This is a genomic window from Geodermatophilus sp. SYSU D00079, from assembly GCF_054050635.1.
Map to the genome: position 1 here is coordinate 146096 of NZ_JBJGZS010000007.1, position 12920 is coordinate 159015.

Genomic DNA, 12920 nt, shown 5'->3' on the forward strand with positions numbered 1-12920 from the left:
GGGGCGGGCCCATGACCCGCACCGTGCTCGTCGCGCGACTGGACTCTGCCGGCGACGTGCTCGTGCAGGGGCCGATGGTGCGGGCGGTGGCCGCCGGCGCCGACCGCGTCGTCCTCCTCGCCGGGCCCGCCGGCGCCGAGGCCGCCGGGCTGCTCCCCGGGGTCGACGAGGTCTGGACCTGGTCCTGCCCCTGGATCCTCGGCGACCCGCCCCCGGTCGACGCCGCCGACCTCACCGCGCTCACCGAGCGGGTCCGGGCCCTCGCGCCCGACGAGGCGGTCGTCTCCACGTCCTTCCACCAGTCGCCCCTGCCCCTGGCGCTGGTGCTCCGCACGGCCGGTGTCCCACGGATCTCCGCGATCAGCGTCGACTACCCGGGCGCGCTGCTCGACGTCCGCCACCGGGTGGACGACGACCTGCCCGAGCCGGAGCGGGCCCTGTCCCTCGCCCGCGCGGCCGGGTTCGAGCTGCCGCCGGGGGACGACGGCCGGCTGGAGGTGCGCCGGCCCCTGCCCCCGGCCGCGCACGAGCCCGGGTACGTCGTGCTGCACCCGGGGGCGTCGGTGCCGGCGCGGGCCTGGCCGGCGCAGCGCTGCGCCGAGGCGGTCGAGGCGCTGACCGCGGCCGGCCACCGGGTGCTGGTCACCGGGGGCCCGGGGGAGCGGGAGCTCACCGCCGCCGTCGCGGGCGCGCACGGCGTCGACCTCGGCGGCGGCACGTCGCTGGCGGAGATGGCCGCGCTGCTCGACGGCGCGGCCGCGGTCGTCGTCGGCAACACCGGCCCGGCGCACCTGGCCGCCGCGGTCGGGACGCCGGTCGTCTCGCTGTTCTCCCCGGTCGTCCCCGCCGCGCGCTGGGCGCCCTACGGCGTGCCCACCGTGCTGCTCGGCGACCAGTCCGCCCCGTGCCGCGACACCCGGGCCCGCGAGTGCCCCGTGCCCGGTCACCCCTGTCTGTCGTCGGTGCGCGCCGCCGACGTCGTCGCAGCCGTCGAGAAGGTGGTCGCCCGGTGAAGGTCCTGCTCTGGCACGTGCACGGGTCGTGGACGACGGCGTTCGTCCAGGGGACGCACGAGTACCTGCTGCCGGTGGTGGCGGGTCCCGGGGGGAGTCGCAGCCCCGACGGGCTGGGCCGGGCGCGCACCTGGGACTGGCCGGCCTCGGCCCGCGAGGTGACGCCCGAGCAGCTGCGCGACGAGGACGTCGACGTCGTCGTCCTGCAGCGGGTGCGCGACCTGGAGCTGGTCCGCGAGTGGCTCGGGCGCGAGCCCGGCCGCGACCTGCCCGCGGTGTTCCTCGAGCACAACGCGCCGGGGCTGGAGCCCGACGACGGACCGGTCCCGCACACCCGGCACCCCCTCGCGGACCGCTCGGACATCCCGATCGCGCACGTCACCCACTTCAACCGGCTCTTCTACGACAACGGCCGGGCCCCGACGACGGTGGTCGAGCACGGCATCGTCGACCCCGGCGAGCGCTGGACCGGTGAGCTCGCCCGGGCCGCCGTCGTCACCAACGAGCCGGTCCGGCGGGGCCGCACCGTCGGCGCGGACCTGCTGCCCGGGCTGGCCGCGGTCGCACCGGTCGACGTCTTCGGCATGGGGCTGTCCGGCCTGCACCAGCGCTACGGCCTCGACCCCGCGCGGGTCGCCCTGCACGACGACCCGCCCCAGGCGGCCATGCACACCGAGCTGGCCCGCCGCCGCGTCTACGTGCACCCGGTCCGGTGGACGTCGCTGGGGCTGTCGCTGCTGGAGGCGATGCACCTGGGGATGCCGGTCGTCGGGCTGGCCACCACCGAGGCGGTGGAGGCGGTGCCGCGCGAGGCCGGCGTGCTCTCCACCGACCCGGAGCGTCTCTGGGCGGCGGTGCGCACGTACCTGCACGACGAGGACGCCGCCCGGCTGGCCGGCAAGGCGGCCCGCGCCGCCGCACTGGAGCGGTACGGGCTGGCCCGGTTCCTCTCCGACTGGGATGCGCTACTCGAGGAGGTGACGCGGTGAAGACCGACCTGCTGGGCGCCTGGCCGATGAAGGTCGACCTGGTCAGCGAACACGCCAGTCCCCTGGCCGCGATCGGCGGCGTGGACGCCGGCGGGCAGAACGTGCACGTCGCGGCCCTGGCCGCCGGGCTCGCCCAGCGCGGGCACGACGTCACCGTGCACACCCGCCGGGAGGACCCCGACCAGCCCGACCGCGTCCCCACCGTCGACGGCTACACCGTCGCGCACGTGACCGCGGGCCCGGAGCGGGTGCTGCCCAAGGACGACCTGCTGCGCCACATGCCCGAGTTCGCCGCCGTGCTGCGCCGCGGCTGGGCGGCCGACCCGCCGGACCTGGTGCACGCGCACTTCTGGATGAGCGGCCTGGCCTCGGTCGCGGCCGCCGGGGCGATCCCGGTCCTGCAGACCTTCCACGCCCTGGGCTCGGTCAAGCGCCGCCACCAGGGCGCGGCCGACACCTCGCCGCCGCAGCGGATCGAGCTCGAGCGGTCGCTGTGCCGCACCGTCACCCACGTGGTCGCCACGTGCACCGACGAGGTCTTCGAGCTGCGCCGCCTGGGCCTGGACAGCGACCGGGCCTCGATCGTGCCCTGCGGCGTGGACACCGCCGTCTTCACGCCCAAGGGCCCGGTCGCCCCGCGCACCCCGGGCCGGCAGCGGCTGCTGGTCCTGGGCCGGCTGGTCGAGCGCAAGGGCCAGGAGGACGCCGTCCGCGCGCTGGCCGCGGTACCCGGCGCCGAGCTGGTCGTCGTCGGCGGCCCGCCCGCCGACCGGCTGGACGCCGACCCCGAGGTGCGGCGGCTGCGGACGCTGGCGGCGTCGATCGGCGTCGCCGACCGCCTGGTGTTCACCGGGGCGGTGGCGCGGGCCGACGTCCCGGCGTGGGTGCGCTCGGCCGACGTCGTCCTCGCGGTGCCCTGGTACGAGCCGTTCGGCATCACCCCGCTGGAGGCCATGGCGTGCGGGCGGCCGGTGGTCGCCACCGCCGTCGGCGGGCTGCAGGACTCCGTCGCCGACGGCGTCACCGGCGACCTGGTCCCGCCGCGGGACCCCGAGCAGCTGGGTGCGGTGCTCGCCGCGCTGCTGGCCGACGACGCCCGCCGGGCCGCCTACGGCGCGGCGGGGGTCCGCCGCGCCCGCTCCCGCTACCGGTGGGCCCGCGTGGTCGCCGACACCGAAACCGTCTACCGGCAGGTCCTGGCCAGCCGCCGCCCCGTGGAGGTCGCCCGATGAACCCCGCCCCGCTGTCGGAGGCCCGCGAGGTCGTGTCACCGGACACCTGCACCCACCTCACCGGCGCCGACCACGTCGCCTCGCTGACCGCCGCGCTGGGGTCGCTGGACGGGCAGCTGGACGCGCTGGACCGGTGGGGCCGGCTGATCGCCGACGTCCTGTGCGGGGAGTCCCGCGGCCGGCTGCTGGCCGCGGGCAACGGCGGCAGCGCCGCGCAGGCCCAGCACCTGACCGCCGAGCTGGTCGGCCGCTACCGCGCCGACCGGCCGCCGTTCTCCGCCATCTGCCTCACCGCGGAGACCTCCTCGCTGACCGCGATCGCCAACGACTACCCGGCCGACGAGCTGTTCGCCCGGCAGGTGGAGGCGCACGGGCGGGCCGGTGACGTGCTGGTGCTGCTGTCGACGTCCGGCCGCTCGCCCAACGCCGTCGCCGCCGCCCGCCGCGCCCGCGAGTGCGGCATCACGGTGCTGGCGATGACCGGCCCGGCGCCCAACCCGCTGGCCGCGGCGGCCGACGACGCGGTGTGCATCGACTCCCCGTGGACGGCGACCGTGCAGGAGTGCCACCTGGTCGCCCTGCACCTGGTCTGCGCCGCCTTCGACGCCGCGGTGCTGGCCGAGCCCGCCCGCGTGCCGGCCAGCCGGATCGGGGTGGTCCAGTGACGGGGCCGCTGGTGGTGGTCGGCGACGCGCTGCTCGACGTCGACCTGGTCGGGACGGCGTCCCGGCTGACCCCGGACGCCCCCGTGCCCGTCGTGGAGGACGTCGAGACCCGCGAGCGCCCCGGCGGTGCCGCGCTGGCCGGGGTGGTCGCGGCGGGGCTGACCGGCCGCGAGGTGGTGCTGGTCGCGCCGATGGCCGACGACGAGGGTGCGGCCCGGCTGCGGGCGCTGCTCGACGGCCGGGTGCGGCTGGTGGCCATCCCGGCCTCCGGCGGCACCGCGGTCAAGCAGCGGGTGCGCGTCGGCGACCACTCGGTGGTGCGGCTGGACAGCGGCGACCCCGTCGCCACGCTCGGCGCCCTGCCGGAGGAGGCGGCCGCGGTGCTCCGCGACGCCGCGGCGGTGCTGGTGGCCGACTACGGGCGGGGGACGACGGCGGCCCCTGACGTCCGGGCCGCCCTGGCGCGGGCCGGCGGCCCGATCGTCTGGGACCCGCACCCGCGCGGTGCCGACCCGGTCCCGCAGACCCGGCTGGTCACGCCCAACGGGTCCGAGGCGGCCCGGGTGGCCGCGGCGGCCGGCGTGGCCGCCGACGGGGACGGGCTGGCCGCGGTGGGCGCGCGCGCCGAGGCGCTGATCCGGCACTGGGGCGTGGGCGCGGTCGCGGTGACCCTGGGGTCCCGCGGCGCGCTGCTGTCCTACGGCGAGGGTGCGCCGATGGTGGTGCCCGCGGTGCCGGTCACCGGTGGGGACCCGTGCGGCGCCGGTGACTCCTTCGCCGCCGCGGCGGCGCTCGCGCTGGCCGACGGCGCGGTCACCGGGGAGGCGGTGGCCGCGGCGGTGGCCGCGGCCTCGGCGTTCGTCGGCCGCGGTGGCGCCTCGTCCTGGGACCGGCCGCGGCCGGGTGCCCGGCCCGAGCCGGTGCCGGACGCCGGAGCGGGCCGGGACGTCGACGTCCTGCTGGCCGGGGTCCGCTCCGCCGGCGGCACGGTGGTGGCCACCGGTGGCTGCTTCGACCTGCTGCACGCCGGGCACGTGGCCACGCTGCGCGCCGCCCGCGGGCTGGGCGACTGCCTGGTGGTGTGCATCAACTCCGACGAGTCGGTGCGCCGGCTGAAGGGCCCGTCGCGGCCGCTGGTCACCGCCGCCGACCGGGCGCGGGTGCTGGAGGCGCTGGAGTTCGTCGACGCCGTCGTGGTGTTCGACGAGGACACCCCGGCCGAGGTGCTCGACCGCCTCCGCCCGGACGTCTGGGCCAAGGGCGGGGACTACGCGGGCGCCGACCTGCCCGAGGCGGCCGTGCTGCGCCGCTGGGGCGGTCAGGCCGTGGTGCTGCCCTACCTGGACGGTCACTCCACGACCGCCCTGGTCGAGCGCTCCCGCGTGTGAGCGCCACCCCCCGCGGCCGATGTGGCCACGAGGGCCCGGTCGGAGAAGGCCTTCGTGGCCACATCGGCCGGGACGACCGGCCGGTCGCGGTGGTGCTGCGGCCGCTGGGGCTCGGTGACCTGCTCACCGGCGTCCCCGCGATCCGTGCGGTCCGCGCCGCCGTGCCCGGGCACCGGCTGGTGCTGGCGACGACGACCGCGCTGGCGCCCCTCGCCGGGCTGGTCGACGCGGTCGACGAGGTGCTGCCCGCCCGCGAGCTGGAGCCGCTGGACTGGACCGGCCCGCCCCCCGAGCTCGCCGTCGACCTGCACGGCAAGGGCCCCGCGTCGCACGTCGTCGTCGCCGACCTGCACCCGGAGCGGCTGCTGACCTTCGCCAGCCCCGGCTACCCCGGCCCGACCTGGTACCCCGACGAGCACGAGGTGCGCCGCTGGTGCCGGCTGATCGCCGAGGGGCTGAAGGTGGCCGTCGACCCGGACGCCCTGGACCTCGCGGTGCCCGACGTCGCCGCCCCGGCACCGGAGGGCGTCGCGCTGGTGCACCCCGGGGCGGCGTTCCCCGGACGGCGCTGGCCGCCGGACCGGTTCGCCGCCGTCGCCCGCCACCTGGCCCGGGCCGGGCTGGACGTCCGGATCACCGGGGGCCCGGCCGAGGTGCCGCTGGCCCGGGAGGTGGCCGGGGCGGCCGGGCTGGGGGAGGAGGCGGTGCTCGCCGGCCGGACGTCGACGCTGGAGCTGGCCGCGGTGGTCGCCGGTGCCCGCGTCGTGGTCAGCGGTGACACCGGGATGGCGCACCTGGCGACCGCCTACCGCCGTCCGTCGGTGGTGCTGTTCGGACCGGTCTCCCCGGCGCTGTGGGGCCCGCCGCCGCGGATCGGGCGGGGCGGGGGGCCGTTGCACGTCGTCCTCTGGCACGGGGACGGCACCGGCGACCCGTGGGGCACCGAGCTGGACCCCGCGCTCGGGAGGATCACCGTCGACGAGGTGACCGCCGCCCTCGACGGGTTGCTCTGAGGATGCTCGTGCTCTGCCCACTCGTGTGGGCAGAGCACGACTGCGCGCGGAACAGGTGTGCCGGCGGGGAGCCGGCGGCGCTCTCAGCCCTCGCGCTGGCGGAGGGCGTCGAAGAGGACGGTCTGCAGGGCGGTCGGGTCGACGGCGGAGTACGCCGCGCCGTCGGTCGCCTCGGCGATCTGCTCCAGCGCACCGAGGTCGGCGTCCGGGCCGAGCGCGACGCCGATCACCTTGACCGGCCGCTCGGGGTCGGCCTCGTCGGCCAGCGTCGCCAGCAGCTCCTCGAGGGGGATGCCGTCGTCCTCGTCGGTGCCGTCGGTGACCAGCAGGACGCTGTTGACCGCGGTCGGGTCGTAGTCGGCCCGCGCGGCGCGGACGGCGGCCAGCGTCGTGTCGTACAGGCCGGTGCCGCCCGGGGTGAGCCGGTCCGGGATGGTGTCGAGCTGCTCGTCGAGCAGCTCCCGCTGCTCGCGCCCCTCGGCCTGCGCCTCCAGGGCGCGGGTGGGCACCAGCTCGGTCCAGTCCTCCTCGCCGTCGAGTTCGTCGGCGAACACCCACAGGCCCAGCGCGAAGTTGCCCGGCACCAGGGACAGCGCGCTCTTCGCGGCGTCCCGGGCGAGGGTGGCGCGGGTGCCGCCGCCGGCCGGGGCCTCCATGGACGTGGACACGTCGAAGACGGTGAGGATGCGCGACGGCGCGGCCAGCTCGGAGAGCTGCCCGAGCAGGGCCTGCACCTGGGCGGGGTCGAGCAGCAGGGCCTCGGGGGCGGCCTCCTGGGTGCCGGTCGCGGCCCCGGCGCCGGTGGGCGCCGCGCCGTCGGCGTCGCGGAAACCGGCGTCCCGGACGGCGGCGCGCGCCGCGTCGGAGGTCAGGGCGCGCAGCGCGGCGTCCACCGCGGTGGCATCGGCGCCGGACGCCGACCCGACCCGCACCAGCGGGTAGTCCAGCGACGGGCTGCCCTCGCGCGGGTAGACCGCGACCAGGGAGGGGTCCTCGACCCCGGTGTTGGTCGCGACCACCTCCTGCTCGCTCACCGGCACCAGCGGTGCGTCGGCGGCGTTCGCCCCGGCGGCCTCCAGGGCCTCGGCGGGGGAGGTCGACGGCCCCCGCTCCGCGGCCAGCACCGCCTGGACGACGGCGTTGTCGGCGTCCTCGTCGGCACCCAGGGCGGTCCGGACGGCGCTCAGGGCGGCCAGCCCCTCGGCGCTGGTGGCCAGGTCGGGGACGGCGAGGGCCTGCCCGCCGGTCAGCGCCTCGCCCCACCCGGGAGCGGCCCCGGCCCAGCCGAGGGCGTCGACGGCGGCGCGGCTGGTCGCCAGCACGACCGGGGAGGTCGCCACCGACCCGGCGGTCTCCAGCGCCGCCTCGCCGGCCCGGGCCGGCCACAGCGAGGAGTCGGGCACCCACAGGTGCGGCAGGTCGCCGGCCTCCAGGGCACCCAGGTCGCCGACGGTCTGCAGCGGCTCCTGCGCGGTCACCTCGGCGGCGGCGCAGTCCTCCGCGCGCAGCCCCTCGGCGCCGGACAGCAGCTGCTCGGCGACCTCCGCGAGCTCGGGGGCCACGGCCACCCGGACGACGTCGGTGCGCGCGCAGTCGCCGTCGCCGGAGCCCACCGCCCACCAGGTGATGCCGGCGGCGACGAGCACCACGGCCGCCACCGCGACGGCGATGAGGACCTGCGGTGTCAGGCCCGAGAACCCCCGGCCGGCAGATGTGTCGGCGTGGCGGCCCATGCGCGCAGCTCCCCGTCGGTCGGTCGGTCAGGGCGCCGTCGGAGACCCCCGCGACCGCCCATCACAGAGTAGATGCGTCCGCTGACCGTGCGGTCACACCGCCTGGGCGTCGGCCGCCTCCCGCTGCGCGGCGAACCAGGCCACCGTGCGCCGCAGCCCCTCCTCCGAGGGGACCTCCGGCCGCCAGCCGAGCAGCTGCTCGGCGCGGGTGGTGTCCGGACGGCGCACCTTGGGGTCGTCGACGGGCAGGTCGATGAACTCGATGGGCGAGGAGGAGCCGGTCAGCTCGCGGATCCACTCGGCCAGCCGGAGCATCGACAGCTCGTCCGGGTTGCCGATGTTGACCGGGCCGGTCTCGGCCGAGAACGCCATCGCGAGGACGCCGCGCACCGTGTCGTCGACGTAGCAGATCGACCGGGTCTGCGAGCCGTCCCCGGCGACGGTCAGCGGCCGGCCCGACAGCGCCTGGCCGACGAACGCGGGGATGGCCCGCCCGTCGTCCGGGCGCATGCGCGGCCCGTAGGTGTTGAAGATCCGGACGATCCCGGTGTCGGTGCCCTTCGACGTCCGGTAGGCCGTGGTCATCGCCTCGCTGAAGCGCTTGGCCTCGTCGTACACCCCGCGCGGGCCGACCGGGTTCACGTTGCCCCAGTAGTCCTCGTCCTGCGGGTGCTGCAGCGGGTCGCCGTACACCTCGGAGGTGGAGGCCAGGACGTAGCGGGCGCCCTTCTCGTGGGCCAGGCCCAGGGTGTGCAGCGTGCCGAGGCTGCCCACCTTGAGGGTCTCGATGGGCATCCGCAGGTAGTCCAGCGGGCTGGCCGGCGAGGCGAAGTGCAGCACCAGGTCGACCGGGCCGGGCACGTGGACGAAGTCCGTGACGTCGCAGCGCACCAGCCGGAACCCGGGGTGCTCCATGAGGTGGACGACGTTCTGCGGTGAGCCGGTGAGGAAGTTGTCGAGGCAGACCACCTCCACACCCCGGTCCAGCAGGTGCTCGCACAGGTGGGACCCGAGGAACCCCGCCCCGCCGGTGACCACTGCCCGCCGGATCGTCCGTGCCGCGTGCACCATGTCTGCTCCCATCGCCGGGCGCGCGACGATCCGCGCCGAGGCGCGGCATACCCGGAGATCATCGGGACACACTTCGATGTCTAAGTGTCTTTCCGCGTCCGGTCCAGAGCCCGCGGCGAGCCGGCGGACGGGGCCCTCCTACTGCAGGTAGCCCTCCACCTGCTGCTCCGGGCGGGGGGTGGCCTCGTCCGGGTCCTGCCCGTACTGCCGCTTGGCGTCCCGCTGGCGGAGCAGGTCCCACAGCTGGTCGCGGTCCTCCTCGATCTGCCGCAGCCGGGCGCGCTCCTCGTCGGTGTGCTCGCCGCTGTCGCGCAGTCGGCGCTCCTCCTCGACCAGTGCCTCGATGCGGCTGCGGATCTCGCTGTCGTCCATGCCCGCTCCCTGCCCTCCGCGGCGCGGGCGAAACAGTCACCGCCCCGGCACGTACCCCTCGACGAACGCCGCCAGCCGCCGGGTGACCGCCCCGCCCGCCCGACCCAGGGCCAGCAGCGCCGCCCGCTCCAGCGGCACGCGGACCTCGCGGCGCCCCGGCGCGGACCCGCTCCGGACCGCGTGCCCGGCGGCGACCAGCTCCGGCCAGGGCCGGGCGAGCTGGGCCTGCACCCGGGCCAGCGCCGCCGCCGTCGGCCCGGCGTTGCCCTCCACCATCGCGGTGACGAACGCGGGGTCGCTGGCGATGACGCGGGTGCCGTCGCGGAAGCTCCCCGCGGCCAGGGCCAGCGCCAGGGGGCCGGCCTCCCCGGCCGCCGCCGCCAGCGCGGCGGCCAGCAGGTGCGGCACGTGGCTGACCGCGGCCACGGCGTCGTCGTGCTCGGCCGCGGTGGCCGGCACCACCTCCGCGCCGGCGGCCAGCGCGACCTCCGCGACCCGCAGCCACCGCGCCAGGTCGGTGTCCGGCTCCAGGCACACCGCCCACCGCGCGCCGGTGAACAGCGCGGGGTCGGTGGCCTCGTGGCCGGACCGCTCCGTGCCGCACATCGGGTGCCCGCCGACGTAGCGGCCGCCGTACGCGGGCCCCAGCTGGGCCAGCACCGGCAGCTTCACCGAGCCGAGGTCGGTGACCGTGGCGTCGGGGTCGACGGCCAGCCCGTCGAGCGCGACGGACATCGCCGGCAGCGGGACGGCGAGGACGACGACGCCGGTCATCTCCCGGCCGATCCGCACCCCGCGCGCGGCGGCGGCGTCCCGAGCGGCGGGGTCGACGTCCCAGCCGGTGACCGTGCGCCCCGCCGCGACCAGGGCGGCGGCCAGCGACCCGCCGAGCTGGCCCAGGCCGACGACGCCCACCGGCGGCGCGGGCATCGTCGGCACGGGGAAGGCGGTCACGCGGTCCCCCAGGGGCGCTCGGTGCGGAACACGCGGGCCAGCGCGGTGGCGACCAGCCGGCCGTCCTGGGCGCGGGCGTCGATGCGGTAGACCGCGGTGCGGCTGCTGCGGTGCACCTCGGTGCCCTCGGCGACCAGCCGGTCGCCGGGGCGGCCGGGGGCGAGGAACTCGGTGTGCACGTCCTGCGCGACGGCGACCGTCCCGTGGCTGTTGCTGACCGCGGCGTGGACCACGTCGAGCAGCGCCATGGTCGCGCCCCCGTGGGCGGTGCCGACGGCGTTGAGCAGCTGCGGCCCGACCGTCATCGCGGCGCGGGCGTACCCGGGGCGCACCTGCTCGAGGACGATGCCCAGGTGCCCGGCCAGCGGGTCGGCCGCCAGCCGGGCGAACAGCGCGGGGTCGACGTCGGCACCGTCGTCGGGTGCGGGATCGGCCATGATCAGAGGCTATGACCTACGAGCCCCTCCGCTCCGGCACGCCATGACGCCGCGCTCGTTCCTCCTCACCCCGGAGCTGGCCGAGTACGTGCGCGCCTCGTCCGAGCGGCCGGACGACGTGGTCGCCGACCTGATCGCCGAGACCGCCGCCCTGGCCGACCGCGGGGAGGTGCCGCCGACGTTCCAGATCGCACCCGAGCAGGGCACCTTCATGCAGCTGCTCACCGGCGCGCTCGGCGTCCGCCGGGCGATCGAGATCGGCACCTTCACCGGCTACTCCGCGCTGTGCGTCGCCCGCGGCCTGCCCGCCGACGGCTCGCTGCTGTGCCTGGACGTCAGCGAGGAGTGGACGGCGATCGCGCGCCGGTACTGGGCGCGGGCCGGGGTGGCCGACCGGATCGAGCTGCGGCTCGGCGACGCCCACGAGTCGCTGCGGTCGCTGCCGGCGGAGCCCACCTTCGACCTGGCGTTCGTCGATGCCGACAAGACCGGGTACGCCGCCTACGTCGACGACCTGCACCCGCGGATGACCGCCAACGGTGTGGTGCTGCTCGACAACACCCTGGCCGGCGGCGGGGTGCTCGCCCCGCAGAACGACAACCAGCGGGCGATCGTCGAGCTCAACGCCGCACTGGCCACCGACCCCCGGTGGGAGACGGTGCTGCTGCCGCTCTCCGACGGGCTGACGATGCTGCGCAGGCGATGACCGACCCGGAGGTGCGCGCCAGCTGGGCGGTGCGGGTCAGCCGTCCGGACGGGCGCTGGCAGGTGGAGCTGCTCGCCGCCGACGCCGGGGACGAGCTGCCGGTCCTCGAGCGGGCCCTGGGCGAGCCCGGTGCCGGGGGCTGGCCGGGCCCGTTCGTGGTCGTCGTCGACTCGCGGCTGTACTTCGTCGTCCTCCGGCACGGTCCCGGCGGGCTGGTGCGGGCGCTGATCTCCGACGCGACGATGCAGGAGTGGATCCTGGCCGCCGAGGTGGTGGAGCGCTACGGCATCGCGGTGGACTCCGACGGGGCCTTCGACGACGACGAGACCGGCTGGCCCGGCGGTGATCTGGACGTGTTCGCCGACGACGGCCTGCCCGCCGAGCAACTGCGGACGATCGTGACCGCCGACGACCTGTGGGCCGACGAGATGGTCGCCGCCATCGCCGCCCGGCTGGGCTTCGCCGACGAGCTGGCCGCGGCGGTCCGGTCGTGAGCGGCCGGGTCTCCGCCGTCGTCCTCGACCTGGGCGGGGTGATCACCGAGAGCCCGATGCCGGCGTTCGCCGCCTACGAGGCCGAGGCCGGGCTGCCCGACGGGCTGATCCGGCAGCTCAACAGCGTCGACCCGGACACCAACGCCTGGGCCCGCTACGAGCGCAACGAGCTCGACGCCGCGGGGTTCGTCGACGCGTTCGAGGCCGAGGCGCTCGCCGCCGGGCACCGGCTCGACGCGCGCCGCGTGCTCGCCGCCCTGGCCGGGGCCGTGCGGCCGGAGATGGTGCGGGCCGTACGGCGGCTGCGGGACGCCGGCCTGCCCCTGGCGCTGCTGTCGAACAACGTCGCGCCCATGGAGCGCACCGGTGCCCTCGGGGAACTGCTCGAGCGGTTCGACGCGGTCGTGGAGTCCTCGCTGGAGGGGGTGCGCAAGCCCGAGCCGGAGATCTACCGGCGCGCGCTGGCCCGGCTCTCCGAGGCCGTGGGCCGGCCGGTCGCCGCGGCGGACTGCGCCTACCTCGACGACCTCGGCATCAACCTCAAGCCGGCCCGGGCCATGGGGATGCACACGATCAAGGTCGTCGACCCGGCGGCGGCGCTGGCCGAGCTGTCGGAGCTCGTCGGCATCGACCTGCTCGACGTGGCGGAGCGGTGAACCGGCCCCCGGCGCAGGTGTCCCCGCGAGAGCTCGTGCTCTGCCCACCCTGGTGGGCAGAGCACGAGCGCCCGGCGCCCTGGTCGGTGGCCGCCCGCTCGTGCGCAGGCCCCCGGGGGGGGCGGGGGCCCCGCGCCCCCCCGGGGTCCCCGAGAACCACCCCCACCACCCCGCCCTGGGGCCGGCGGGGGAGGTGG

The 12920-nt window shown here is 77.3% G+C and carries 14 protein-coding genes; 9 read left to right on the forward strand and 5 right to left on the reverse strand.

Translation table 11 applies throughout. The features are described from left to right. The first annotated feature begins 11 nt into the window (after nucleotides 1–11). The 6 genes from ACI79E_RS08860 to ACI79E_RS08885 all read left to right on the forward strand — a co-directional run bounded on the left by ACI79E_RS08860 (nucleotide 12) and on the right by ACI79E_RS08885 (nucleotide 6300). On the forward strand, nucleotides 12–1013 hold the full coding sequence (locus ACI79E_RS08860) for a glycosyltransferase family 9 protein (RefSeq protein ID WP_456932154.1): 1002 nt from the start codon (nucleotides 12–14) through the stop codon (nucleotides 1011–1013). Continuing rightward, a complete protein-coding gene (locus ACI79E_RS08865) occupies nucleotides 1010–2002 on the forward strand; it encodes a glycosyltransferase (protein WP_456932155.1) in 993 nt (330 codons plus the stop codon). The genes ACI79E_RS08860 and ACI79E_RS08865 overlap by 4 nt, the downstream gene beginning before the upstream one ends. After that, on the forward strand, nucleotides 1999–3234 hold the full coding sequence (locus ACI79E_RS08870; RefSeq protein ID WP_456932156.1) for a glycosyltransferase: 1236 nt from the start codon (nucleotides 1999–2001) through the stop codon (nucleotides 3232–3234). Before ACI79E_RS08865 ends, ACI79E_RS08870 begins: the two co-directional genes overlap by 4 nt. After that, complete coding sequence (locus ACI79E_RS08875; protein ID WP_456932157.1) at nucleotides 3231–3899, forward strand: D-sedoheptulose-7-phosphate isomerase; 669 nt, start codon at nucleotides 3231–3233, stop codon at nucleotides 3897–3899. Before ACI79E_RS08870 ends, ACI79E_RS08875 begins: the two co-directional genes overlap by 4 nt. Then, on the forward strand, nucleotides 3896–5287 hold the full coding sequence (rfaE2, locus tag ACI79E_RS08880; RefSeq protein WP_456932158.1) for a D-glycero-beta-D-manno-heptose 1-phosphate adenylyltransferase: 1392 nt from the start codon (nucleotides 3896–3898) through the stop codon (nucleotides 5285–5287). The genes ACI79E_RS08875 and rfaE2 overlap by 4 nt, the downstream gene beginning before the upstream one ends. Before the next feature lie 92 nt (nucleotides 5288–5379). Next, entirely contained in the window at nucleotides 5380–6300 is a 921-nt protein-coding gene (locus ACI79E_RS08885) for a glycosyltransferase family 9 protein (RefSeq protein WP_456932159.1), read from the forward strand. A gap of 83 nt (nucleotides 6301–6383) precedes the next feature. On the opposite strand, the gene ACI79E_RS08890 is transcribed toward ACI79E_RS08885, so the two are convergent. The 5 genes from ACI79E_RS08890 to ACI79E_RS08910 all read right to left on the reverse strand — a co-directional run bounded on the left by ACI79E_RS08890 (nucleotide 6384) and on the right by ACI79E_RS08910 (nucleotide 10867). Then, a complete protein-coding gene (locus tag ACI79E_RS08890; protein ID WP_456932160.1) occupies nucleotides 6384–8033 on the reverse strand; it encodes a VWA domain-containing protein in 1650 nt (549 codons plus the stop codon). Between the two features lie 93 nt (nucleotides 8034–8126). Beyond that, nucleotides 8127–9104 carry a UDP-glucuronic acid decarboxylase family protein gene (locus ACI79E_RS08895; protein ID WP_456932161.1) on the reverse strand — a complete coding sequence of 326 codons (978 nt, stop codon included), beginning with the start codon at nucleotides 9102–9104 and terminating at the stop codon, nucleotides 8127–8129. 138 nt (nucleotides 9105–9242) lie between these two features. Continuing rightward, a complete protein-coding gene (locus ACI79E_RS08900) occupies nucleotides 9243–9476 on the reverse strand; it encodes a DUF2630 family protein (RefSeq protein ID WP_456932162.1) in 234 nt (77 codons plus the stop codon). Nucleotides 9477–9512: 36 nt separating this feature from the next. After that, nucleotides 9513–10430, reverse strand: a complete 918-nt coding sequence (locus ACI79E_RS08905; protein ID WP_456932163.1) for a prephenate dehydrogenase — start codon at nucleotides 10428–10430, stop codon at nucleotides 9513–9515. Next, on the reverse strand, nucleotides 10427–10867 hold the full coding sequence (locus ACI79E_RS08910; protein ID WP_456932164.1) for a PaaI family thioesterase: 441 nt from the start codon (nucleotides 10865–10867) through the stop codon (nucleotides 10427–10429). Before ACI79E_RS08910 ends, ACI79E_RS08905 begins: the two co-directional genes overlap by 4 nt. Nucleotides 10868–10910: 43 nt before the next feature. Between ACI79E_RS08910 and ACI79E_RS08915 the strand changes: the two genes are divergently transcribed. The 3 genes from ACI79E_RS08915 to ACI79E_RS08925 are packed head-to-tail and all read left to right on the forward strand — an operon-like array spanning nucleotide 10911 to nucleotide 12723. Further along, nucleotides 10911–11573, forward strand: coding sequence for an O-methyltransferase (locus ACI79E_RS08915; RefSeq protein WP_456932165.1), 663 nt, complete (start codon nucleotides 10911–10913; stop codon nucleotides 11571–11573). Continuing rightward, nucleotides 11570–12067, forward strand: a complete 498-nt coding sequence (locus ACI79E_RS08920; RefSeq protein ID WP_456932166.1) for a tRNA adenosine deaminase-associated protein — start codon at nucleotides 11570–11572, stop codon at nucleotides 12065–12067. Before ACI79E_RS08915 ends, ACI79E_RS08920 begins: the two co-directional genes overlap by 4 nt. Beyond that, nucleotides 12064–12723 (forward strand): HAD-IA family hydrolase, encoded by a 660-nt coding sequence (locus tag ACI79E_RS08925; RefSeq protein ID WP_456932167.1) that lies wholly within the window; start codon nucleotides 12064–12066, stop codon nucleotides 12721–12723. Before ACI79E_RS08920 ends, ACI79E_RS08925 begins: the two co-directional genes overlap by 4 nt. The last annotated feature ends 197 nt before the right edge of the window (nucleotides 12724–12920 follow it).